At 50.4% G+C, this 25,961-nt stretch carries 14 protein-coding genes and 1 pseudogene; 8 read left to right on the top strand and 7 right to left on the bottom strand.

What is annotated here, in order from left to right:
- The first annotated feature begins 4 nt into the window (after positions 1–4).
- From srfAB to AUL54_RS08975, 4 genes are all read left to right on the top strand, one after another.
- Positions 5–10,765, top strand: a complete 10,761-nt coding sequence (srfAB, locus tag AUL54_RS21845; RefSeq protein ID WP_060963631.1) for a surfactin non-ribosomal peptide synthetase SrfAB — start codon at positions 5–7, stop codon at positions 10,763–10,765.
- A 34-nt stretch (positions 10,766–10,799) separates the two neighbouring features.
- Entirely contained in the window at positions 10,800–14,636 is a 3,837-nt protein-coding gene (gene srfAC, locus AUL54_RS08985; protein WP_060963630.1) for a surfactin non-ribosomal peptide synthetase SrfAC, read from the top strand.
- 18 nt (positions 14,637–14,654) lie between these two features.
- Positions 14,655–15,386 (top strand): surfactin biosynthesis thioesterase SrfAD, encoded by a 732-nt coding sequence (gene srfAD / locus AUL54_RS08980; protein ID WP_016937291.1) that lies wholly within the window; start codon positions 14,655–14,657, stop codon positions 15,384–15,386.
- A 121-nt stretch (positions 15,387–15,507) separates the two neighbouring features.
- Entirely contained in the window at positions 15,508–16,818 is a 1,311-nt protein-coding gene (locus AUL54_RS08975; protein WP_060963629.1) for an aminotransferase class I/II-fold pyridoxal phosphate-dependent enzyme, read from the top strand.
- 34 nt (positions 16,819–16,852) lie between these two features.
- On the opposite strand, the gene AUL54_RS08970 is transcribed toward AUL54_RS08975, so the two are convergent.
- From AUL54_RS08970 to AUL54_RS08945, 6 genes are all read right to left on the bottom strand, one after another.
- A complete protein-coding gene (locus AUL54_RS08970; protein ID WP_060963628.1) occupies positions 16,853–17,527 on the bottom strand; it encodes a 4'-phosphopantetheinyl transferase family protein in 675 nt (224 codons plus the stop codon).
- A 98-nt stretch (positions 17,528–17,625) separates the two neighbouring features.
- The gene (locus tag AUL54_RS08965; protein WP_016937287.1) at positions 17,626–18,255 is read right to left on the bottom strand and encodes a YczE/YyaS/YitT family protein; all 630 of its coding nucleotides are present in this window, start codon (positions 18,253–18,255) and stop codon (positions 17,626–17,628) included.
- A gap of 99 nt (positions 18,256–18,354) precedes the next feature.
- Positions 18,355–19,098: a cystine ABC transporter ATP-binding protein TcyC gene (gene tcyC / locus AUL54_RS08960; RefSeq protein WP_060963627.1), complete on the bottom strand. Its 744-nt coding sequence runs from the start codon at positions 19,096–19,098 to the stop codon at positions 18,355–18,357.
- 12 nt (positions 19,099–19,110) lie between these two features.
- Entirely contained in the window at positions 19,111–19,815 is a 705-nt protein-coding gene (locus AUL54_RS08955; RefSeq protein WP_016937285.1) for an amino acid ABC transporter permease, read from the bottom strand.
- Positions 19,802–20,599, bottom strand: coding sequence for a cystine ABC transporter substrate-binding lipoprotein TcyA (tcyA, locus tag AUL54_RS08950; protein ID WP_060963626.1), 798 nt, complete (start codon positions 20,597–20,599; stop codon positions 19,802–19,804). The genes AUL54_RS08955 and tcyA overlap by 14 nt, the downstream gene beginning before the upstream one ends.
- A gap of 128 nt (positions 20,600–20,727) precedes the next feature.
- Entirely contained in the window at positions 20,728–21,600 is an 873-nt protein-coding gene (locus tag AUL54_RS08945) for a transcriptional regulator BsdA (RefSeq protein WP_060963625.1), read from the bottom strand.
- A gap of 84 nt (positions 21,601–21,684) precedes the next feature.
- Between AUL54_RS08945 and AUL54_RS08940 the strand changes: the two are divergent.
- From AUL54_RS08940 to AUL54_RS08925, 4 genes and pseudogenes are all read left to right on the top strand, one after another.
- A pseudogene (locus tag AUL54_RS08940) lies at positions 21,685–22,304 on the top strand (non-oxidative hydroxyarylic acid decarboxylases subunit B).
- A 2-nt stretch (positions 22,305–22,306) separates the two neighbouring features.
- Positions 22,307–23,728 carry a phenolic acid decarboxylase BsdC gene (gene bsdC / locus AUL54_RS08935; protein ID WP_016937282.1) on the top strand — a complete coding sequence of 474 codons (1,422 nt, stop codon included), beginning with the start codon at positions 22,307–22,309 and terminating at the stop codon, positions 23,726–23,728.
- Between the two features lie 17 nt (positions 23,729–23,745).
- Complete coding sequence (locus AUL54_RS08930) at positions 23,746–23,973, top strand: non-oxidative hydroxyarylic acid decarboxylases subunit D (RefSeq protein WP_060963624.1); 228 nt, start codon at positions 23,746–23,748, stop codon at positions 23,971–23,973.
- On the top strand, positions 23,973–24,434 hold the full coding sequence (locus tag AUL54_RS08925; protein ID WP_060963623.1) for a hypothetical protein: 462 nt from the start codon (positions 23,973–23,975) through the stop codon (positions 24,432–24,434). Before AUL54_RS08930 ends, AUL54_RS08925 begins: the two co-directional genes overlap by 1 nt.
- A 42-nt stretch (positions 24,435–24,476) precedes the next feature.
- Here the strand turns inward: AUL54_RS08925 and AUL54_RS08920 are convergent, their stop codons facing one another.
- The gene (locus tag AUL54_RS08920) at positions 24,477–25,955 is read right to left on the bottom strand and encodes a peptide MFS transporter (RefSeq protein ID WP_060963622.1); all 1,479 of its coding nucleotides are present in this window, start codon (positions 25,953–25,955) and stop codon (positions 24,477–24,479) included.
- Between the last annotated feature and the right edge of the window lie 6 nt (positions 25,956–25,961).

Below are 25,961 nucleotides of genomic sequence, written 5' to 3'. Positions count from 1 at the left end.
ACATATGAGCAAAAAATCGATTCAAAAGGTGTATGCACTCACACCGATGCAGGAGGGGATGCTGTATCATGCGCTGCTTGATCCGCATTCTTCCTCCTACTTCACACAATTAGAGCTTAGAATTCACGGAAGTTTTCAGCTCGAGCTTTTTGAAAAAAGCGTCAATGAGCTGATCCGGACATATGACATCCTGCGAACGGTTTTCGTGCACCAGCAGCTTCAAAAACCGCGCCAAGTCGTATTGGCCGAACGGAAGACGAAAGTGCACTATGAAGATATCAGTCAATTAGATGAAGCTCGTCAAACCGAATATATTAAACGCTATAAACGCGACGTGCAGCAGCAGGGCTTTCATCTGGCGAAGGATATTCTTTTTAAAGCGGCGGTATTCAGACTCAGTGAGAAGGAGCTGTATCTCGTCTGGAGCAATCATCATATCGTCATGGACGGCTGGAGTATGGGCGTTTTGATGAAAAGTCTGTTTCAAAACTATGAAGCGCTTCGTGCCGGCCGGCCCGCCGGAGGAAGCCAGGGCAAACCTTACTCTGACTATATCAAATGGCTCGGAGGCCGGGATTATGACGAGGCGGAACAATATTGGAGCAGCCGCTTGGCGGATTTCGAACAGCCGAGCCTGCTCCCGGGCCGTCTGGCAGCGGAAAAGAAAGACTATCAAAATGAAGAATATTCTTTTGTCTGGGATGAAGAGCTGGTTTCGCAGATTCAGCAGACCGCCAACCGGCATCAAGTCACGGGGCCTAACCTGTTTCAAGCGGTGTGGGGCGCAGTGCTCAGCAAATACAACTATACAGACGATGTGGTGTTCGGCACTGTCGTATCAGGCCGTCCTTCAGAAATCAACGGCATAGAAACAATGGCCGGCCTGTTCATCAATACGATCCCCGTCAGAATCAAGATTGACAAAGAAGCAACCTTTTCTGACGTGATGACGGCAGTTCAGAAAAACGCCGTGGAAGCCGAGCGCTATGATTATGTGCCGCTCTATGACATTCAAAAGCGCTCCGCTCTGGACGGCAGCCTTTTGAATCATTTGGTCGCCTTTGAAAACTATCCGCTTGACAAAGAGCTGGAAAACGGGGACATGGAGGAAAGACTCGGCTTTTCCATTAAAGTTGAACATGCTTTTGAGCAGACGAGCTTTGATTTCAATCTCATCGTGTATCCGGGAAAAACGTGGACTGTCAAAATCAAATACAATGGAGCGGCTTTTGCTCATGATGCCATCGAACGAACGGCGCACCATCTGACCCGCATGATGAAAGCGGCGGTCGGAACGCCTGACGCGCCCGTGCGGGATCTAGGCCTTGTTTCAGGCGAAGAAGAGCGGCAGATTGTTGACATATTCAATGATACGAAAACGGCGCTTCCGGAAGAGGAGGCCGTTCACCGTTTGTTTGAAGTGCAGGCAAACCGGACGCCCGCAAGCATCGCGATAAAACAAGAGGGGCGCGAATGGACGTACCGTGAAGTGAACGAAGCGGCCAACCGCCTGGCGAGACATCTTGTGAAGAACGGGCTGGAAAAAGGCCGGACCGCCGCTATTATGAACGACCGGTCTGCGGAAACCGTTATCGGCATGCTTGCCGTCCTAAAAGCAGGCGGCGCATATGTGCCGATTGATCCTGCTTTTCCGGAGGACCGTCTCCGCTTTATGGCGGAAGACAGTTCGATTCAGATCGTGCTGACAGTTCAGGACTATCTGGAGCAAGCAGGCGCATTGCAAGTCCCGGTCATCATGCTGGATGAAAGCGCGGATGAAACGGTAAGCGGAACAAACTTGAGTCTCCCTGCCGGCGGAAACGACTTGGCGTATATTATGTATACATCCGGATCGACCGGCAAACCGAAAGGCGTCATGATTGAACACAGAAATATCATCAGGCTCGTCAAACATTCGAATTATGTGCCGGTTCATGAAGAAGACCGCATGGCGCAAACGGGAGCCGTCAGCTTTGATGCCGGAACCTTCGAAGTCTTCGGTGCATTGCTGAACGGAGCTGCGCTTTATCCTATTAAAAAAGAGACGCTGCTTGACGCCGGACAATTCGCCCAATTTCTGAAAGAGCATCGGATCACGACCATGTGGCTGACGTCTCCGCTGTTTAACCAGCTTGCCCAAAAGGATGCCGGCATGTTTAACACGCTCCGGCACCTTATCATCGGCGGTGATGCGCTTGTACCGCATATCGTCAGCAAAGTGAGAAAGCAGTCACCGGAGCTGTCTCTTTGGAACGGCTACGGCCCGACGGAGAATACGACGTTTTCGACGAGTTTTCTCATTGATCAGGACTACGACGGCTCGGTCCCGATCGGGAAGCCGATCGGAAATTCCACTGCGTACATTATGGACGAAAACCGCAACCTTCAGCCGATCGGAGTCCCGGGTGAGCTGTGCGTCGGCGGAAGCGGAGTGGCTAGAGGCTATGTGAATCTGCCTGAACTAACGGAGAAGCAATTTGTCCGGGATCCGTTCAGACCGGATGAAATGATATATCGGACGGGAGACTTGGCGAAGTGGCTTCCGGACGGCACGATCGAGTTTCTCGGCAGAATTGACAATCAAGTAAAGGTCCGCGGGTTCAGAATCGAGCTCGGCGAAATCGAGGCGAAAATCAGCCAGGTGCAGAATGTGACGGAATCTGCAGCTGTGATCCGGAAAAATAAAGCGGATGAAAATGAAATCTGCGCTTACTTTACCGCAGACCGGGACCTTTCACCGGAAGACCTGCGCAAAACGCTGTCAGAATCACTTCCTGAATACATGATTCCCGCGCACTTCATACAGATGAGTCAGTTTCCGCTGACGGCGAACGGAAAAATTGATAAAAAGGCGCTGCCTGAACCGCAGACTGAAGCCGTTCAAAAAGAATACGAAGCGCCGAAAACGGAAGCGGAGCAGAAACTCGCGGACATTTGGGAAGGCATTCTCGGCGTAAAAGCGGGTGTGACTGACAATTTCTTCACGATTGGCGGACACTCTTTAAAAGCCATGATGATGACCGCTAAAATTCAGGAGCACTTTCAAAAAGAAGTGCCGATCAAAGTGTTATTTGAAAAGCCGACCATTCAGGAGCTTGCTCATTATTTGGAGCATGAGAGCGAGGAGGAGCAGCAGTTTGAACCGATCCGGCAAGCGCCTCATCAGAAGCATTATCCTGTTTCCTCAGCACAGCGCAGGATGTATATCCTTAATCAGCTCGGACAGGCCAGCACGAGCTACAACGTCCCTGCTGTACTTCTGCTGGAAGGATCAGTAGACAAAAACCGTCTTGAAGAGGCCATGCAGGCATTAATCAACCGTCATGAGACACTGCGTACATCGTTTGACATGGCGGATGGAGAAGTCGTGCAGACCATTCATGAAAATGTGAGCTTTCAGCTGGAAACCGCCGAGGGCCGGGAAGAAGATGCGGAAGAGCTGACAAAAGCCTTTATCAGACCGTTTGCGCTCAACCGCGCGCCGCTTGTCCGTTCGAAGCTGATCCGGCTTGAAGCTGACCGATATCTTCTGCTGATTGACATGCATCACATTATTACGGACGGAAGCTCTATGGGCATTTTCATCGGTGATCTGGCGAAGCTTTATCAAGGTACGGAGCTTGCGCTGCCAAAGATTCATTATAAGGATTTTGCAGTCTGGCAGCGTGAAAAAGCAAATCTCGATCAGCACGAGGCCTACTGGCTCGAAACGTTCAAAGGCGATCTGCCGGTGTTGGATCTGCCGCTTGATTTCCCGCGTCCTGCCGATCGCAGTTTTGAAGGGGAACGCGTCATCTTCGGGCTTGATAAACAGGTGACGGCGCAGATTAAGACATTGCTGGCTGATACAGATACGACGATGTACATGTTCTTGTTAGCCGCTTTTCAAGTGCTGCTGTCCAAATATTCGGGGCAGGAAGACATCATAGTCGGATCTCCGGCGGCCGGAAGACAGCATCCTGATCTCCAAGAGGTGCCGGGCATGTTTGTCAACACTGTCGCGCTTCGGTCGCATCCTGCCGGCAAAAAAACGTTCAAGCAATTCCTGGACGAGGTGAAAACGGCGAGTCTTCAAGCTTTCGAGCATCAAAGCTATCCGCTTGAAGAATTAATTGAAAAACTGCCGTTAACGAGGGACACAAGCCGGAGTCCGCTGTTCAGCGTGTTATTTAATATGCAGAACATGGAGATCCCGTCTCTGCGGCTCGGAGATTTGGAGATTTCTTCTTACTCCATGCATCATCATGTCGCTAAATTTGATCTTTCCTTAGAAGCGGCTGAGCGCGGAGAAGAGGTCGGACTGAGCTTTGATTACGCGAAAGCCTTATTTGCGGACGAAACCATCCGCCGCTGGAGCGCTCATTTTGTCAATCTGATTAAAGCCTGCGCTGAAAATCCGGATATTCAGCTGGCCGACGCAAGCCTGTTATCTGAACCTGAGCGGGAAGCGCTCCTCTCTGATGAAAAACGTACGGAAGCGGATCTCCCTGAGGGCACTTTTGTTTCGCTGTTTGAACGGCAAGCGCAAAAAACGCCTGATCTCACGGCGGTTGCGGGCGGAACAAGTCTGACATACCGGGAACTTGATGAACAGTCGAACCGGTTTGCGCGCCACCTTCAGGCGTGCGGAGCGGGCAGTGAGGACATCGTGGCTATTATGATGGATCGTTCGGCCGACTTGATTACCGCGATTCTCGGCGTCATGAAAGCCGGAGCGGCATTTCTCCCGATTGATCCGAAGACTCCTGAAGAGAGAATCCGCTATTCTCTAGAAGACAGCGGAACGAAGCTTCTGGTCGTCAATGAGAGAAACATGACCGCGGCCGCCGTTTATAAAGGAAAAACGGTCGTAATGGAAGGCGGAGAATGGCGGAACGAATGCGCCGATCGGCTCGAAACGAATCCTGACGCCGACCAGCTTGCATATATCATTTATACCTCGGGAACAACGGGCAAACCGAAAGGCGTCCAGCTGGAGCACCGCAATCTAGTCAATTATGTCACGTGGTTCAGCCGTGAAGCCGGTTTGACCGAAGCTGATAAATCCGTGCTGCTGTCTTCTTACGCATTTGATCTCGGATATACGGCCATATTCCCGATTCTTCAGGCGGGCGGCGAGCTGCACATTGTGCCGAAAGAGACGTACACTTCGCCTGAACAGCTTGGTGAATATATACAGAAAAACGGCATTACGTATATGAAACTGACGCCGTCATTGTTCCATATGATCGTCAATACTGCCCGTTTTACGGCAGAACGCCGTTTCAGCCCGCTTCGTTTAGTGGTGCTCGGCGGTGAAAAAATCATCACGTCCGATGTCCGCAAGTTTCATGACGTATACGCCCATACTGACTTCATCAATCACTACGGGCCGACGGAAACGACGATCGGCGCCATTGCCGGACGGATCAATATGGAGCGCCTTGATCAATATGAGCAGCGTCCCGTGATCGGCCGCCCGATCGCAAATACCGGCGCCCTTGTGCTGGACGGATCAATGCAGCTCGTTCCTCCGGGCGCAAGCGGCGAGCTTTATATTACCGGGAAGGGGCTTGCCAGAGGATATCTTCACCGTCCGCAGCTGACGGCGGAGAAATTTCTCTCAAATCCTTTTTCACCGGACAGCCTCATGTACAAAACGGGAGATGTCGTCCGAAGGCTTTCTGACGGGACGATTGAATTTATCGGCCGCGCGGATGATCAGGTGAAAATCCGGGGCTACCGTATCGAATTAAAAGAGGTTGAAACTGTGCTGTTAAGCGTAAACGGCATTCAGGAGGCGGTCGTTCTCGCAGTCAGCGAAGGCGGACTGCCGGAACTGTGCGCGTACTATAAAGCCGACAGCGGGCTGAAAGGCTCTGAGCTTCGCAAACGGCTTTCCGAAACACTGCCGTCTCATATGCTTCCGGCCTATTTCGTGCAGGTGGACCGCATTCCGCTCACAGCCAACGGAAAAACAGATAAAAACGCCCTTCCGAAACCGGGCGCAAGCCAGACGGCGCAAACGGCTTCAGCCTTGCCGGAAACGGAGCTGGAAGAGAAGCTTTGCCGCATTTGGCAAAAGACTCTCGGTGCGGATACGCTCGGCATCGACGATAATTTCTTCGATTACGGCGGGCACTCTTTAAAAGGCATGATGCTCCTTGCCAATATCCAGGCTGAGCTGGACAAAACGGTTCCGTTAAAAGCGCTGTTCGAACAGCCGACGGTCCGTCAGCTTGCCGCATATATCGAGAATTCAGCTGTATCTGAGAAATATCGCATGATCTCACCGGCAGACAGTGCAGACGCGTACCCGTTATCCTCCGCCCAAAAACGGATGTACGTCCTGAACCAGCTTGACCGGGACACAATCAGCTACAATATGCCGTCTGTTCTTCTGATGGAGGGAGAAGTCGATATTTCAAGGCTTCAGGAAGCGCTCAATCAGATGATCAATCGTCACGAATCTTTGCGGACGTCCTTTATCGATCAAAATGGCCTGCCGATGCAGCGGATCACAGAACAGGCTGACATCGAGCTTCACATCTTTGAAGCAGCGGATGAAGAGAAAGCCGATCTTATCATTCGGGCATTCATTAAGCCGTTTGATTTGAGTGCGGCTCCGCTCATTCGGGCCGCTCTTGTCAGACTGAATGAACAGAAACACCTGCTGCTGCTGGATATGCATCATATTATTGCCGACGGCGTGTCCAGAAGCATGCTGGTCAAAGAGCTCGCTCATCTTTACAAAGGCGGAAGTCTGCCGGCGCCGAGCCTGCATTATAAAGACTTCGCCATCTGGCAGAATGAACCCGAGCAGGCCGAACGGATGAAAGAGCATGAGCAATATTGGCTCTCCGCGTTCTCTGGTGAGCTTCCTGAACTGAACCTGCCGACCGATTTTCCGCGTCCTCCGGTTCAAAGCTTTAAAGGACAGTCCGTCCGCTTCAGAGCGGGGCGTGAAACGGAAAAAGCGGTGCGTGAATTAATGGAACAATCGGGAGCGACTCTTCATATGGTGCTTCATGCCGCCTTCCATGTCTTTTTAGGCAAAATCACGGGGCAGCGCGATATCATTATCGGCTCGGTGACTGCCGGAAGAACGAGCGCCGAAGTTCAGGAAATGCCGGGGATGTTTGTCAATACGCTTGCGCTTCGCAATGAAACGCGCAAAGAGCAGACCTTCGCCGGGCTGCTCGAACGGGTGAAACAAACCAATCTCGACGCGCTGGCGCATCAGGATTATCCGTTTGAAGATCTGATCGGAAAGCTTGACCTGCCGAGAGATATGAGCCGAAATCCATTGTTCCAAGTCATGGTGACGACAGAAGATCCGGATAAAGAAACACTGGAACTGGAGAACCTGCGCATCACTCCGTATGAGTCGAACCAAGGCACGGCGAAATTCGATCTGACACTCGGCGGCTTTACGGATCAAGAAGGCCTCGGTCTTCAGTTTGAATATGCGACTGATCTGTTTAAAAAAGAAACAATTGAAAAGTGGAGCGCCGGGTTCCTGCGTATTCTGAAGCAAGCGGCAGAAAACCCGGACAGAAAGCTGCCTGAGATTTCCCTGATCAGCGATGCTGAAAAACAAGCCCTCCTTGACGCATGGAAAGGAAAAACACTCTCCGTGCCGCTGGACAAAACGGTTCACCGTCTCTTTGAAGAAACGGCCGCCCGCCACGCGAACCGTCCGGCCGCGGCATATAACGGCGCGAAATGGACGTACGGCGAGCTGAACGCAAGGGCGAACCGGATCGCGCGCATTCTCATGGACTGCGGCGTCACGGCTGACAAACGTGTCGGCATTTTGACGAAACCGTCCTTGGAAATGGCCGCGGGCGTACTCGGCGTCCTGAAAGCGGGCGCGGCATTTGTGCCGATTGATCCCGATTACCCGAAAGAGCGGATCAGCTACATTCTGCAGGACAGCGGGGCCAAGCTGCTTCTCACGCAGGAAGCGCTCGACGTGCCGGAAAGCTACACAGGAGATACGATCCTGCTTGACGGCAGCCGCTCCATTCTGAGCCTGCCGCTTGATGAAAATGATGAAGCGAACCCGCAGACGGAAACCACGGCGGATCATCTCGCTTATATGATTTACACGTCAGGAACGACCGGACAGCCGAAGGGTGTCATGGTCGAACACCATGCGCTGGTGAACCTGTGTTTCTGGCATCACGACGCATTCGCCATGACGGCGGAGGATAAAAGCGCCAAATACGCGGGCTTCGGTTTTGACGCTTCCATCTGGGAGATGTTCCCGGCATGGACCATCGGCGCGGAGCTTCATGTCATTGATGAAGCGATCCGGCTGGATATCACCCGCTTAAATCACTATTTCGAAGAGCACGGTGTGACCATCACCTTCCTGCCGACGCAGCTGGCCGAACAATTTATGGAGCTGGAAAATACCTCTCTCCGCATGCTTCTCGTCGGAGGCGACAAGCTGAAGCGGGCGGTGAAGCAGCCGTACACGATCGTCAACAACTACGGCCCGACGGAGAACACCGTCGTCGCGACAAGCGGCGTCATCAATCCGGAGGAAGGATCGCTTTCGATCGGACGGGCGATTGCCAATACGAGAGCGTATATTCTCGGTGACGGCGATCAGGTGCAGCCGGAAGGCATTGCCGGTGAATTGTGCGTGGCCGGCCGCGGACTTGCGCGCGGATACCTGAACCGTGAAGAAGAAACGGCGAAGCGGTTTACCGCAGATCCGTTCGTGCCAGGCGAGCGCATGTACCGGACCGGCGACCTCGTCAAATGGAACGCACAGTGCGGCATCGAATACATCGGCCGCATCGACCAGCAGGTCAAAGTGCGCGGCTACCGGATCGAGCTTTCAGAAATCGAAGTCCGCCTCGCCCAGCTTGCGGACGTTCATGACGCGGCGGTGACGGCGGTGGAAGACAAAGCGGGCAATACCGCGCTTTGCGCCTATGTCGCACCTCAGCAGGACGATATCGAAGCGCTCAAAGCCGCGCTGAAAGACACGCTTCCGGACTACATGGTCCCTGCGTTCTGGGTGGAAATGGACGAGCTTCCGGTCACCGCAAACGGAAAGATTGACAAAAAAGCCCTGCCGGAACCGGACATTGAAGCGGGAAGCGCCGCTTACAAAGCGCCGGAAACGGAGATGGAGACGCTGCTTTCTGACATTTGGCAGGAAGTGCTCGGTCTTGATCAGATCGGCGTAAGCGATAATTTCTTCACGCTCGGCGGCGACTCGATCAAAGGCATCCAAATGGCGAGCCGCCTGAACCAGCACGGGTATAAATTGGAGATGAAAGATCTCTTCCAGCATCCGACCATCGAAGAGCTCGTCTCTTATGTGGAGCGGACGGAAGGCAAGCAGGCCGATCAGGGACCTGTCGAAGGCGAAGCGGACTTAACGCCGATCCAGCGCTGGTTCTTTGAGAAAAACTTTACCGACAAACACCACTGGAACCAATCCGTCATGCTTCACGCGAAAGACGGCTTTGATCCGGACCTGGTGGAAAAAACCCTGCAAGCATTGATCGAACACCATGATGCGCTGCGGATGGTTTACCGTGAAGAAAGGGAAGGCATCATTCAGACATACCTCCCTGTCACAGAATGCAAGGCAAGCTTTGACATCGTTGATCTGTACGGAACAGACGAAGACATGCTGAAAAGCCAGATTCAGCGGCTTGCCGATCAGCTTCAGGGCAGTCTTGATCTGAAGAACGGCCCGCTGTTAAAAGCGGAGCAATATCGGACAGAACAAGGCGACCACCTGTTAATTGCGGTTCACCATCTCGTCGTGGACGGGGTTTCATGGAGAATTTTGCTTGAGGATTTCGCTTCAGGTTATAAGCAGGCGAAGCAGCAAAACAGCATCGTCCTCCCGCAGAAAACCCACTCCTTTAAGGATTGGGCAGAGGCGCTGAGCGCGTTTGCGCAATCAGAAGAGCTGAAGAAGCAGGCGGATTATTGGGCGCAGGCAGATGAAGAAGAACTCCAGCCGCTGCCGAAAGACCATGAACCGACAAAACGGCTCGTCAAACATACGGCGGCCGTGAAATGTGAACTAACTGAGGAAGAAACGGCGCAGCTGCTTACAGATGTTCATCATCCGTACGGAACGGAAATCAACGACATTTTGCTTAGCGCGCTCGGCTTAACGATCGGTGAATGGACGGAAAACGGTAAAGTCGGCATCAACTTAGAAGGACACGGCCGGGAAGAAATCATACCGAATGTCAATATTTCACGGACGGTCGGCTGGTTTACGGCTCAATATCCGTTGATTCTGCAGATCAGCAAAGAAGACGGCGTCTCTTCCGTCATTAAAACGGTAAAAGAGACGGTGCGGCGCGTTCCTGATAAAGGCGTAGGATACGGGATTCTCCGGTATCTGTCATCCGATGAAACAGAAAAAGGCGCCACGCCTGAAATCAGTTTTAACTACCTAGGGCAGTTTGACAATGAAGTGAAAACTGAATGGTTTGAACCGTCTCCATATGATATGGGGCGTCAAGTCAGCGAAGAGTCAGAGGCGTTATACGCACTGAGCTTCAGCGGGATGGTTACAGGCGGCCGCTTCGTCATTTCCTGCTCATACAATCAGGAAGAATATGAAAGAAGCACAGTCGAAGCACAGATGCAGCGATTTAAAGAAAACCTCTTAATGATCATCCGCCATTGCACGGCCAAAGAAGAGAAAGAATTTACGCCGAGCGACTTCAGCGCGCAGGATCTTGAGATGGATGAAATGGGAGACATCTTTGACATGCTTGAGGAGAATTTAACGTGATAAAAACAGTTAACAGAAGGGGGGAGCGGAGCAGATGAGCCAGTTCAAAAAAGATCAAGTTCAGGACATGTATTATTTGTCGCCGATGCAGGAGGGAATGCTGTTTCATACTCTCCTGAATCCCGGCCAAAGCTTTTATATCGAACAAATGACAATGAAAGTAAAAGGCAGCTTGAATATCAAATGCCTTGAAGAAAGCATGAATGTGATCATGGACCGGTACGATGTATTTCGTACCGTGTTCATTCACGAAAAAGTAAAAAGGCCGGTCCAAGTCGTATTGAAAAAACGGCAGTTTCAGATAGAAGAAATCGATCTGGCACACTTACCGGGCAGCGAGCAAGCAGCCAAAATCAATGAATACAAAGAACAGGATAAAATCAAGGGGTTTGATTTGACGCGGGATATCCCGACGCGTGCGGCTATTTTTAAAAAAGCTGAAGAAAGCTTTGAATGGGTGTGGAGCTATCATCACATGATTTTGGACGGCTGGTGCTTTGGCATCGTCGTACAGGATCTGTTTAAGGTATACAATGCCCTGCGCGAACAAAAGCCATACAGCCTGCCGCCGGTCAAACCATATAAGGACTATATCAAATGGCTTGAAAAGCAGGATAAACAAGCATCACTGCATTACTGGCGCGAGTACTTAGAGGAATTTGAAGGACAAACGACATTTGCGGAGCAAAGAAAGAAACAAAAGGACGGCTATGAGCCGAAAGAGCTGCTCTTCTCACTGCCGGAGGCGGACACAAAGGCGTTTAACGAGCTTGCAAAATCACAGCATACCACTTTGAGTACGGCGCTGCAGGCAGTGTGGAGCGTATTAATCAGCCGCTACCAGCAGTCCGGCGATTTGATCTTCGGCACAGTCGTTTCCGGACGTCCCGCAGAAATCAAAGGCGTTGAACATATGGTCGGGCTGTTTATCAATGTAGTCCCGAGGCGGGTGAAACTGTCTGAGGATACCACATTTAACGGATTGCTCAAGCAGCTGCAGGAACAATCGCTGCAGTCTGAGCCGCATCAATACGTGCCGCTCTATGACATCCAAAGCCAGGCCGATCAGCCAAAGCTGATTGACCACATCATTGTGTTTGAAAATTATCCGCTTCAGGATGCAAAAAATGAAGAAAACAATGAAAACGGCTTTGAAATGGAGGATGTCCATGTTTTTGAGAAGTCGAATTACGATCTCAACCTGATGGCTTCCCCGGGTGATGAGATGCTGATTAAGCTTGCCTATAATGAGAATGTGTTTGATGAGGCATTTATCCAGCGCTTAAAATCACAGCTTCTCACAGCGATTCAGCAGCTCATCCAGAAGCCGGATCAGCCTGTTCATACGATCAGTCTTGTTGATGAAAAGGAAAGAGAGTTTCTGCTTACAGGCTTAAACCCGCCTGCTCAAAACCATCAGGCGAAGCCTCTGACGGATTGGTTCAAAGAGGCGGTGAATGTTCATCCTGATGCGCCGGCGCTTACGTATTCCGGCCAGACTCTTTCCTATCGCGAATTAGATGAGGAAGCGAACCGCCTTGCACGCCGTTTGCAAAAGCAAGGTGCGGGTAAAGGCTCCGTTGTCGCGTTGTACACGAAGCGCTCGCTTGAACTGGTGATCGGCATTCTCGGCGTACTAAAAGCAGGAGCGGCTTATCTCCCTGTTGATCCGAAGCTGCCGGAGGACCGAATCTCGTATATGCTGACTGACAGTGATGCAGCCTGTCTGCTGACACATCAGGAGATGAAAGAAAAAGCGGATCAGCTGCCGTATACAGGAACAACACTTTTCATCGATGATCGAGCACGGTTCGAAGAGCAGGCAAGCGACCCTGCAACCGCAATTGAACCCGATGATCCGGCATATATTATGTATACGTCCGGCACAACCGGAAAGCCGAAGGGCAATATCACCACTCATGCCAATATTCAAGGATTGGTCAAGCATGTAGACTACATGGCATTTTCTGAAAAAGATACGTTCTTATCCGTTTCGAATTACGCCTTTGACGCATTTACCTTTGATTTCTACGCGTCAATACTGAATGCGGCACGGCTCATTATCGCAGATGAACAGACACTGCTTGATACAGAACGGCTGACTGACCTGATCCGGCAGGAGAATGTCAATGTCATGTTTGCGACGACTGCACTTTTCAATCTTCTCACCGATGCGGGAGAGGATTGGCTGAAAGGGCTTCGCTGCGTGTTATTCGGAGGTGAGCGCGCGTCTGTGCCTCACGTCAGAAAAGCGTTTGAGATCATGGGGCCGGGCAAGCTGATTAATTGCTACGGGCCGACTGAGGGAACAGTGTTTGCGACAGCTCACGTCGTGCATGATATGCCGGATTCCATCTCTTCATTGCCGATCGGAAAGCCGATCAGCAATGCCAGTGTTTATATTCTTAACGAGCAAAACCAGCTTCAGCCATTCGGAGCTGTCGGTGAACTGTGCATCAGCGGAATGGGTGTATCAAAAGGGTATCTGAACCGTCATGATCTGACGGAGCAAATGTTTATCCCAAACCCGTTCAAGCCGGGAGAAAAGCTTTACCGCACAGGGGATTTGGCACGCTGGCTGCCGGATGGGACGATTGAATACGCCGGCCGTATTGACGATCAGGTCAAAATTCGCGGACACCGGATCGAGCTTGAAGAAATTGAAAAGCAGCTGCAGGAATACCCGGGTGTGAAAGATGCGGTTGTTGTTGTTGACCGCCATGAGTCTGGAGATGCATCAATCAACGCCTACCTCGTGAACCGAGCGCAGTTATCAGCCGAAGACGTAAAAGGGCACCTGAAAAAACAGCTTCCTGCTTACATGGTGCCGCAAACCTTTACTTTCTTAGAGGAGCTTCCTTTAACGACAAACGGGAAGGTCAATAAACGGTTGCTGCCAAAACCGGATCCCGCTCAGCTGGCGAAAGAATGGATTGGGCCCCGAAATGCGACGGAAGAAACGATTGCACACATCTGGTCCGAAATTCTCGGCAGACAGCAGATAGGCATTCATGATGATTTCTTTGCACTCGGCGGGCACTCCTTAAAAGCGATGACGGCTGCGTCCCGTATTAAAAAAGAGCTCGGTACGGACATCCCGGTGAAGCTGTTGTTCGAAGCGCCGACAATCGCAGGCATTGCCGATTATCTGCTTCACGGTGAAGAAAAAGGGATGAAAGACCTCACCCTCATGAATAAAAATCAGTCTGACACACTGTTTGCGTTCCCGCCTGTTCTCGGTTACGGGCTGATGTACCAGCCGCTGGCAAAACATCTGTCCGGCTATAGAATCTGCGCGTTCGATTTTATCGAGGAAGACAGCCGTATCGAACGCTACACAGAGCTGATCAATCAGCTGCAGCCGGAAGGCCCGGTCAAGCTGTTCGGATACTCGGCAGGATGCACGCTTGCCTTTGAAACCGCCAAACGGCTTGAAGCCGGGGGACGTAAAGTGGAGCGGCTGATCATGGTTGATTCCTATAAAAAACAAGGCGTCAGCGACTTGGAAGGCCGCACCGTAGAAAGTGATGTCGAGGCGCTGATGAAGGTAAACAGGGACAATGAAGCACTGAATAACGAAGCCGTCAAAGAAGGGCTCGCCCAAAAAACAAACGCGTTTTATTCTTATTTCGTGCATGCTGTCAGCACCGGCACCGTCAATGCGGATATAGATCTATTAACATCAGAACCGGACTTTGCGATGCCGCCGTGGCTCGCTTCGTGGGAGGAAGCTACGAAAGGTGAATACCGTGTGAAAAAAGGCTGCGGGACTCACGCAGAAATGCTTCAGGGTGAATATCTCGAAAGGAATGCGGCATTTTTGCTCGAATTCCTAAGAAATGAACATCTGAAGCTGACAACTTCACGATAGAAAAGGAGGAAGCCGCCAATGGTCCAGCTCTTTAAATCGTTCGATACCACAGAAAAAACGCAGCTCATCTGTTTTCCGTTCGCAGGAGGCTATTCCGCATCATTCCGCCCGCTCCACACCTATCTCCAAGGTGAATGTGAGATGCTTGCCGCGGAACCGCCTGGACACGGGACAAATCAAATGTCCGCCGTTGAGGATTTTGAACAGCTCGTCAGCTTGTACAAGCAGGAGCTGAATCTCCGTCCTGACCGTCCGTTTGTGCTGTTCGGGCACAGTATGGGAGGCATGGTCGCTTTCAGGCTGGCGCAAAAGCTGGAGCGGGAAGGCATTTACCCTGAGGCCGTGATCATCTCAGCCATTCAGCCGCCGCATGCGGAAAGGAAAAAGGTTTCTCATCTTGATGATGAAAAATTTCTCGCCCATATTATCGAGCTTGGCGGAATGCCGCAGGAGTTAGTGGAAAATAAGGAGGTCATGTCATTTTTCCTGCCTTCTTTCAGATCCGACTACCGCGCGCTTGAAAGCTTCCGGCCGTCTGATCTTCACACCATTCAATCACCCGTCCATATTTTTAACGGGCGAAAAGATAAAAAATGTATCAAAGATGCGGACGGATGGAAAAAATGGGCCGCAAATCCCGTATTTCACGAGTTTTCCGACGGCCACATGTTCATATTAAGTGAAACTGCAAAAGTGGCGGAACGAATCTATGAGATTATTAACAGGAGCACTGCAGGCCAATTGTTATAGGTTATGACAGACAGCATTCGCTGTCTGTTTTTTGTAACAAAATCTGCCCGATCGTTTTCTCATTTATCAAAAATTTTATGTTATGATTTGATGGAATATAATTTTGAAGGGATTGTCGTACATGAATGATGCAGCAAAAGAGCTGAACAGAACATTATCTGAAGAAAACCCGCACGTGCTTCATATGCTTTCTGATTTGGGCAAAGATTTGTTTTATCCGAAAGGGGTGCTGACGCAATCTGCGGAAGCGAAAGCCAAGGCCGGAAAGTATAATGCCACGATCGGAATCGCCACCTCACAAGGGGAGTCCATGCACTTTTCCCATATTCAAGAGACATTGTCCGCCTATAACCCCGATGATATCTACGATTATGCTCCGCCGCAGGGAAAAGAGCCGCTCAGACAGGAATGGCTGAAAAAAATGCGTCTCGAAAATCCTTCATTAGCCGGCAAAGACATCAGCACGCCGATCGTGACAAACGCTTTGACACACGGGCTGAGTATTGCCGCCGACTTGTTCGTCAATGAAGGGGATACGCTCCTTCTCCCTGATAAATATTGGGGAAATTACAACTTCATTTTCGGTGTCCGGCGCAAGGCATCCATTGAGACGTACCCGCTTTTTCAGCAGGATGGGCGTTTTAATGCGGCGGGGCTGTCCGAGCTGCTGAAAAAGCAGGAAGAAAAGGCGATTGTCGTGCTGAATTTCCCGAATAATCCGACAGGCTATACGCCGGGGGAAGAGGAGGCGTCAGAAATCGTCAGCGTGATTCTGGAGGCGGCGGAGGCCGGCAAAGAGATTGTCGTGCTCGTAGATGATGCGTATTACAATCTGTTTTACGATGAAACGGCCATTCAGGAATCCATCTTCAGCAAACTCGCCCAAGTGCACGACCGGGTGCTTTGCGTGAAAATAGACGGCGCGACGAAGGAAAATTACGCATGGGGCTTCCGCGTCGGTTTTATTACGTACAGCACAAAAAGCGAAAAAGCGCTGCGCGTGCTCGAGGAAAAAACAAAAGGGATTATCAGGGGAACGATTTCAAGCGCCCCGCACCCGTCCCAAACATTCATGCTTCGGGCGATGCAGTCACCGGAATACGAGAAAGAAAAATCGCTGAAATATAACATTATGAAAAAACGGGCTGACAAAGTGAAAGCCGTTCTTGCAGAAAACAAGCATTATGAAGACGTATGGACGCCTTATCCGTTTAACTCGGGTTATTTCATGTGTGTCCGGCTGAAAGACATAAACGCCGGCGAATTGAGAGTGTCGTTGCTTGAAAAGAGAGGAATCGGAACGATATCCATTAATGAAACCGATTTGCGAATCGCATTTTCATGTGTTGAAGAAGAACACATCGCGGATCTGTTCGAAGAAATTTATCAAGAAGCAAAGCAGCTGCAGAAACAGGCGGAAATATCAGGCTGACAAAAAAGGAGGGGACACCCTCCTTTTTCTATGCTTACAGCAGCTCTTCATACGTTTTCATCTCAATCCCGTCACAAAAATCGGGATGCGCCGCACAAACGGCCAGCTTATACTCCTCGTCCGCCTCATATGTGCGGATGAAACAAGGTTCATGCCCGTCCGGGAGCTCAATGGACACATGGCCGTCGTCTTTAAGGCGGACGCTGAATGAATCAAGCGGCAGGGAAAGCCCTTTTCCAGCCTGCTTGATAAAGCTTTCTTTCATCGACCACAGGTGGTAAAAATAATCGGTCTGCTGATCGGGGTGTTTCGCTTGCAGATCACTGTATTCCGTCGGTGAAAAAAACCGTTTGGCGATATCAATCGTGCCGGGCTTCATTTTTTCAATATCAATGCCGATCGGTTTTGAATCAACGGCACACACGACCCAGCGCCCGGAGTGGGAAATGTTAAAGTGCATGTCCGGAAGCGCGGGGATATACGGTTTTCCGTATTCCTGGACGCTGAATGAAATCGCGGCCGGATCAAGTCCGTAAGCCTTCCCCGCGGCGGTGCGGATCAGCATATCGCCGATCAAGGTGCGGTGAGCATCCTCCTTATGGTAAAAGCGCCGGCATTTTTCCCGCTTATTGGCGGACACGGCCGCCATCATCCGATCTTCTTCTTCCGGAGAAAGCGGCCGGTCCATATATACTCCGTAAATCTTCATGTCCAGATCCTCCGTCTGCAAATATTGTCAAAACCATCCTATCATATCAGACGCAAGCTGTCCGAAAATAAAAAAACAAAACCATTTCGGCTTTGTTTTTAATGTACGGACGTTGCCCGCCCGGAGATCGCATATGTTAACAGTTTAGAGGACTGCGGCAAAGAAAAGCGCAGAATCAGCCCAGTTAAAACCGCCGTAATAATCGTTCCGGCTCCGATCGGTCCGCCCATCGTCCAGGCTGCGGCCAGAACCGTCAGCTCAATGCCGTTCCGCACCCATTGCACGTTCCAGCCCGTTTTTTCAGATATCAGCATCATCAGAGAGTCACGGGGGCCCGCACCGAGCCCGGCTGATACGTAAACCCCGACGCCGCAGCCGATCAGCAGCAATCCGAAAGAAAAAAACACGGCTGCTAAGGAAAAAGCGTGCGCCTCAGGAAGCAGAAACGAAAAGAAATCAATAAACATTCCCATCAGCACCATATTCAAGATGGCGCCGATTTTCGGGAGCGTCCTCGTGAACAGGCAGGTTAAAACGACGATCACCGCCCCGACCAAGATGGACCATTGGCCGACGGAAAGCCCGAAATGCTGAAAAAGCCCATAATGAAAGGCATCCCAAGGGCTGATGCCGAGAGCTTTTCCTTTAATGGTTAAAGATACTCCGAAAGACAAAATCAACAGACCGGCAAAATAAAACGTCCAGCGCATCACGAATTCCCGCTTCAAAGAGGTCCCTTCTTTCATAAAATTTCATTAATTGTCATTGTAGCATAAACGCCGAAAAAAAGAAGAAGCGAAATCAGTGTTTCGCTTCTTCTCCGGCTCCTACAAAGGATTCAGTATACGATTTAAGAACCGCTGCGTACGTTCCTCTTTCGGCGCGGAAAAAATTTGGGCCGGCGGTCCTTGTTCCACAATGACGCCGCCGTCAATGAAGATGACTTCATCGGCCACTTCCTGCGCGAATTTGATTTCGTGCGTGACGACAACCATCGTCCACCCTTCGTTCGCCAAATCCTTAATGACTTTAAGCACCTCGCCGACCAGCTCCGGATCAAGCGCTGACGTCGGTTCGTCAAACAGCATCAGCTCGGGTTGAATCGCAAGCGCGCGGGCGATGCCGACACGCTGCTGCTGACCGCCGGAAAGCTGGAACGGGTATAAGTTCATTTTGTCTTTCAGCCCGACTTTTTCAAGAAGCTCCATCGCTTCTTTTCTGACTTGCTCCTTGTCGCGCTTTTGCACTTGAATGGGTCCTTCCATGACGTTTTCAAGCGCCGTGCGGTGAGGAAACAGATGATACGCCTGAAAGACCATGCCTGACTTGCGGCGGAGGCGGAGGATATCAGCCTGCTTCACTTTTTTAGAGAAATCTATAGAAAAATCGGAGAATGCCAGCTCGCCGCGGTTGGGGATCTCAAGCGCGTTCAGACAGCGCAGAAGCGTCGTTTTTCCTGAACCGGACGGTCCCAGAATGGCGATGACTTTCCCTTTTTCTATCTCCATATCTATCGTTTTTAAAATTTCATTCTGGCCGAATGATTTATTCAATCCTTTGACGGAAAGCATATCGAAACCTCCTTATTTGGCCACATAACGGTCGAGACGCCGTTCGATCACATGCTGTACGATTGACAGCAAGAAGCAGATGATCCAATAAATAAAGGCGGCTTCAATATAGATGACCAAGATTTGATCAAGGTTTTGCGCGCCGATCTCCTGCGCTTTTCTGAACAGCTCCGCGACGAGAATCTGTGACGCGAGAGACGTATCCTTGATCAGGCTGATAAATGTATTTGATAATGGCGGAATGGACACGCGAAACGCCTGCGGCAGGATCACGCGGAACAATGTCTTGCGATAGGTCATGCCGATCGTATAACCGGCTTCCCATTGCCCTTTCGGCACGGAAGAAATAGATGCCCGGATGATTTCAGAAGCATAGGCGCCCACATTTAATGAAAACGCGATGACTGCGCTTGGGAAAGGGTCCAGCGTAATATTAAAGGTCGGGAACAGATAAAAAATGATGAACAATTGAACGAGAAGAGGAGTGCCGCGCACTGCTGATACGTATACGCTGAACACCCATCTCAATGGTTTCATATTTGACATTCTGGCGAGCGCCGTAATCAGCGCGATGATCATTCCGAAAATAAAGGAAAGAATAGTAAGGGGAATCGAGTAATAGATTCCCCCGGAAAGAATCGGCCAGAATGACTGCTGCACCAGGTCCCAAGGAATGGCTGCCGCAATCACCGGCTCGGGCATGTTACTTAGAAACATCTTCGCCGAACCATTTTTTAGCGATTTTAGAAAGAGTCCCGTCCTCTTTCATGTCTTTTAACGCTTTGTTGACGTGAGTCACAAGTTCGCCGCTTCCTTTACGGAATGCGAAATATGTCTGCTGCGGCTGGCCTGTTTCAAACGCGATTTTCACGTTTTTATTGCCGGACGTTTTTAAGTAGTTCAGTACGGCAAGTTTATCGTTGTAAGTCAGATCAGCGCGGCCCTGCTGAATGAGCTGAAGGGATTGCGCCATGCCTTCAACGCCTTCAACTTTCGCGCCGGCATCTTTCGCTAATTTATTGTAATTGCTTGTTAATGACTGAGCCGCTGTTTTTCCTTTGACATCAGCTTCTTTCGCAATTGTGCTGTCTTTTTTCGTCACGACGACGGCATTTGACGTTGTGTATTTATCAGAAAAATCATATTGGTTCTCACGGCCTGTTTTGCCGACTTGGTTAGCGACAACGTCAAACCGTTTCGAGTTTAAACCTGCAAACATGCTGTCCCATTGCGTTTCTTTGAAGTCAGCTTTCAGACCGAGACGTTTCGCGACTTCTTGAATCACTTCCACATCATATCCGGTCAGTTTATCAGTCTTTTTATCATGGAAGGTAAACGGTTCGTACGTTCCTTCTGTACCGACGGTCAGTACGCCTTTTTTCTTGACAGAAGCCCAAAGATCGCTGTCATTTGACTTAGATCCGCTGCCCTGTGAGTTTCCGCAGGCTGCAAGCACCGCGATGCTGACCATCATGAATAAAGCGAACAATGCTTTTTTCATCTTCTTTATCCCCACTTTTCTGAGTAGTTTTATTGAGAAAAAATAGCTCCCAATTGTAAAGGATAACTTTTTTTTAGTATGAGTCAAGTAATTGGTTTTCATGAGTGTGAAATCTCCGTGTTTCACGATCAATATAATTCCAAAAACTGTCTGACCGGCTTCGGGAGATAGCTGTCTTTTCTCCAGATGACGGCCGGCGTCATGACAAACGGGTTGTCCTCGATGATAACCGTTTTGACATGCGAACGCATATGGACGGGAATCATCGTCAAAGGCAGAATGGTGGCGCCGAATCCTGATGATACGAGGCTCAAGAGCGTCGCGGAATCATGGCATTCACAGACAACACGTAGGTCGAGATCGTACTGTTCACAAACATGGAGGACTTGATCATACACACCCTTTCCATTGACGGTGCGCAAAAGGATCAGAGGCAAAGAGGCGATATCATTCAGCTTAATCGTTTCACCGCACAGACGTTTCGTATGCTCGGACAGCACCAAGACGCACGGAATGTCTTCAAGTTCCTTCGATTCAATGCCGTCGTTTTTAATCAAAGTGGTGGTGACAGCAGCGTCAATCTGTCTGGATTCCAATAGCTCCAGCAGTGAGACGGGTTCATCTTCCCAAATGTTAAAGGTGAGATGCGGATACCGTTCTTTCATCTGTGACACTTTTTCAAGCATGAGCGCGGCGCAGTAAATGGTTGACCCTACGGCAAGCGTGCCGGCCACTTCCTCCTTCAGCTCTTGTACCTCGATAATGGCATCCTCAAACTTATGAAGAATCTCTTTCGCTCTTTTCAAAAAGACATTTCCTTCATATGTAAGGGTCATTTGTTTCTTTTTATTGCGGTCAAACAGGATGACGCCCAATTCATCTTCCAGCTGTTTCAGCTGTCTGCTTAACGGCGGCTGCGCCATATGAAGCTTTTTGGCGGCCGTCGTGATTTTCTGCTCTTGGGCGATGGTGACGAAATAACGCAATTGCCTGATATCCATGAACAACGCTCCTTTCTTTTATACCTTTAAAGTATGATACATAGATTTAACGAATATTTTTCATATGGATATATCAGGAGTATGATGGTTTTGACACCATATTTCAAGCGTAAAGGAGGGTCAATATGAAGCTCGTCATCGGAATGACCGGGGCTACGGGGGCCATATTCGGGATCAGGCTTTTAGAATATTTAAAAGCCGCGGAGATCGAAACCCATCTTGTCGTGTCACCTTGGGCAAATGTCACCATCACACATGAAACCGATTATACGTTAAAAGATGTCGAGAAACTGGCGTCCTATACGTATTCTCACAAAGACCAGGCGGCGGCGATTTCAAGCGGCTCGTTTGAAACGGACGGGATGATCATCGCTCCGTGCAGCATGAAATCACTTGCAAGCATCCGCACAGGAATGGCTGATAATCTGCTGACAAGAGCGGCAGACGTCATCCTGAAAGAGCGGAAAAAACTTGTGCTGCTGACAAGAGAAACGCCGCTCAGCCAAATTCATTTAGAAAATATGCTAACGCTTACAAAAATGGGTTCCGTCATTCTTCCGCCGATGCCGGCCTTTTACAACAAGCCGGCTGACATGGACGAATTGATCGACCACATCGTGTTCCGGACGCTCGACCAGTTCGGGATCCGTCTGCCGGAAGCGAAACGGTGGTACGGAATTGAAAAACAAAAAGGAGGAATCTGATAATGGCCTATCAGGATTTTAGGGAATTTCTCGCCGCTCTTGAAAAAGAAGGGCAGCTCTTAACAGTCAACGAAGAGGTAAAACCGGAGCCGGATCTGGGCGCCGCTGCGCGTGCAGCCAGCAACCTCGGGGATAAAACCCCCGCGCTTTTGTTTAACAATATTTACGGACATCACCATGCGCAGGTCGCCCTGAATGTCATCGGATCATGGCCGAATCACGCGATGATGCTGGGCATGCCGAAAGATACGCCTGTAAAAGAACAATTCTTTGAGTTCGCCAAACGGTACGATTCATTCCCGGTAGCGGTCAAACGTGAAGAAACCGCGCCGTTTCATGAAAATGAAATTACTGAGGACATCAACCTTTTTGACATCCTTCCGCTATTCAGAATCAACCAGGGGGACGGCGGCTATTACTTGGATAAAGCGTGCGTCATTTCCCGCGATCTTGAAGATCCGGACAATTTCGGCAAGCAGAATGTCGGCATTTACAGAATGCAGGTGAAGGGAAAAGACCGCCTCGGCATTCAGCCCGTGCCTCAGCATGATATTGCGATTCATCTTCGCCAGGCTGAAGAACGCGGCGTCAATCTTCCCGTTACGATTGCGCTCGGCTGTGAGCCGGTGATTACGACAGCTGCATCAACTCCGCTGCTATACGACCAATCCGAGTATGAAATGGCCGGCGCGATTCAAGGGGAGCCCTACAGAATCGTCAAATCTAAGCTGTCTGATTTAGACATCCCTTGGGGCGCTGAAGTCGTTCTGGAAGGTGAGATCCTCGCGGGAGAACGGGAATACGAAGGACCTTTCGGTGAGTTCACGGGTCATTATTCCGGCGGCCGCAGCATGCCGGTGATCAAAATCAAACGGGTATATCATAGAAACAATCCGATCTTTGAACATTTATACTTAGGCATGCCGTGGACGGAGTGCGATTATATGATCGGCATTAATACGTGCGTACCGCTTTACCAGCAGCTGAAGGAAGCCTATCCGAACGAAATCGTCGCCGTCAACGCGATGTATACGCACGGCCTGATCGCCATCATTTCAACGAAAACACGCTACGGCGGCTTTGCCAAGGCGGTCGGCATGCGCGCCCTGACGACGCCGCACGGACTTGGCTACTGCAAAATGGTCATTGTCGTGGATGAGGATGTCGATCCGTTTAACCTCCCGCAAGTCATGTGGGCGCTCTCAACGAAAATGCATCCGAAACACGACGCGGTCATCATTCCTGACCTGTCCGTCCTTCCGCTTGACCCGGGATCTGATCCGGCTGGGATGACACACAAAATGATTCTTGACGCCACGACGCCTGTCGCGCCGGAAACAAGAGGCCATTATTCGCAGCCGCTTGATTCTCCGCTGACAACGAAAGAGTGGGAACAAAAACTGATGGACTTAATGAATCAATAAGAAAGGATGAGTTTGCTATGAAAACATGCCCGCGCTGTGAATCGAAAAAAGGAGAAACCGTCAGCCAATCGCCGGTCAAAGGCGCTTGGGAAATATACCAATGCCAAACCTGCTTTTTCACATGGAGATCCTGTGAACCGGAAAGCATCACGAATCCGGCGGCATTCAACCCGGCATTTAAAATTGATCCGAAAGAAACGGAGACGGCCATACATGTTCCCGCTGTCCCGGAAAGAAAAGCGTAATGCTGACGGAGCACTTGCCGGAGGCGCTTTACACGCTTTTAGACGGAACCGAGCTTGAAAAAAAACAGCACGACGCATTTGTGCTGCAGTCCGTGACAAAAGAAGGCCGTCCGCACGCAGCCATGATCAGCGCCGGTGAAATACTGGCTGTAAGCAGCACAAATCTCCGGCTCGCCTTATGGAAAAACACGACGACCGTAAACAGCCTGCGGCATTCGGGACAAGCTCTTTTCATCGCCTGGCACGGAGGAGCCGCATATTACGTGACATTGGAATGTGAGGCGCTTCCGCCGCTGAAAGAGGCGAAATACGAAAGGGAGCGGTTCAGCTGCCGCGTGATCACCGTCAAGGAAGATCGGGCGAAATACGCGGATCTGACATCCGGACCGGTCATCCGGCTTCACGAGCCGGATGGTGTCCTGAAGAGGTGGAGCGAAACGCTTGAGGAATTAAAACGATAGACGCACAAAAAAAGCCTGCGGACGGTTCCGCAGGCTTTTCTCTTATTGTACGCCTTTCATCGCCCGTTTAATAACAGGGGAAAGAAGTACTAAAATAATACCGAGAATGATCGAAATAAGACCGATTGAGCCGAAGTAGGCCGCTTCAGAAACCTTATCAAACAAACCGACTACTTTTGCGTTCAAGGCTTGACCGCAGGCGTTTGTTAAGAACCACATGCTCATGGTCTGCGCTGAGAAGGCGGCAGGCGCGAGCTTCGTTGTGACGGATAAACCGACCGGTGAAAGGCAAAGCTCGCCAAGCACAACCAAAAGGAAGCTGAGCACAAGCCAAAGCGGGCTCACAAGCTCGCCGCTTCCGCCCATAACAGGAAGCACCATGACTAAAAATGACAATCCGGCAAGAATAATGCCGATCGCGAATTTAATCGGTGTTGAAGGCTGGCGTTTGCCGAGCTTCAGCCAGATCCAAGCGAACACCGGTGCGAAAATGACGATGAATAATGGGTTCAGAGACTGGAACCATGATGACTCAAGATGTATGCCCGCAAAAGAAAGTCTCGTGCGCTGATCGGCATATAAAGCAAGAATCGTTGCGCCCTGCTCCTGAATCGCCCAGAACATAACCGCCGCAATAAACAGCGGAATATAAGCCGCAAGCCGTGATTTTTCCGTTTTTGTCGCTTTTTTGCTCATGAACATCACAATAAAGTAAATAACCGGAATGGCAATGCCGAGGATACTGACGATGTCAATCACACGCTGGATCGTCAGCCAGCCGGTTTGAATCAGAACAATGATAATGGCTGCTGCGATGATTATTCCGATTCCCGTTCCGATCACTGATGATTTAGAAATCGGGTTCGGTACATTGGAGCCTGCTTTGCCGAGGTATTTCTTTCTCGTAAGAGCGAAAACAATCAGTCCGAGGAACATACCGGCCGCGGCGCATCCGAAGCCTAAGTGGTAGTTGTACTTCTGTCCGAGTGTTCCGACAATTAGCGGCGCAAGCAATCCGCCGAGGTTGATCCCCATGTAAAAGATACTGAAACCTGAGTCGCGGCGCTCGTCTTCCTTCGTATATAAAGCTCCGACAACGCTGGATACGTTTGGTTTAAGAAGGCCGGTTCCGATAATGATCAGAGTCATGCTGGTAAAAAACGCCGCCGTGCTGCCAGGGAAGGCAAGAGCGATGTGCCCGAACATAATTAAAATTCCGCCGTAAAAAACGGTGTTTGCCGTACCGAATACCCGGTCGGCCAGCCACCCGCCGATGACGCTCGACATGTATACGAGAGACCCGTATATGGACATGATGGCAACTGCGGTGGTTTTATCAAATCCGAGACCGCCATGAGCGACTTCCGTGTATAAATAGTAAAGCAGTATAGCTCTCATACCATAGTAGGAGAAACGCTCCCAAAATTCAGTAAAAAACAGTGTGAACAGGCCGCGGGGATGACCGAAAAAGCCTCGTTGCGGCACAGTTTCTGTTATAGATTCCTTTTCAATAGATGCCACCTGAGC

Origin of the sequence: Bacillus sp. SDLI1 (genome assembly GCF_001553895.1) — a bacterium.
Lineage (GTDB): Bacteria > Bacillota > Bacilli > Bacillales > Bacillaceae > Bacillus > Bacillus siamensis.
This window is presented reverse-complemented; position numbering and strand designations above follow the sequence as displayed.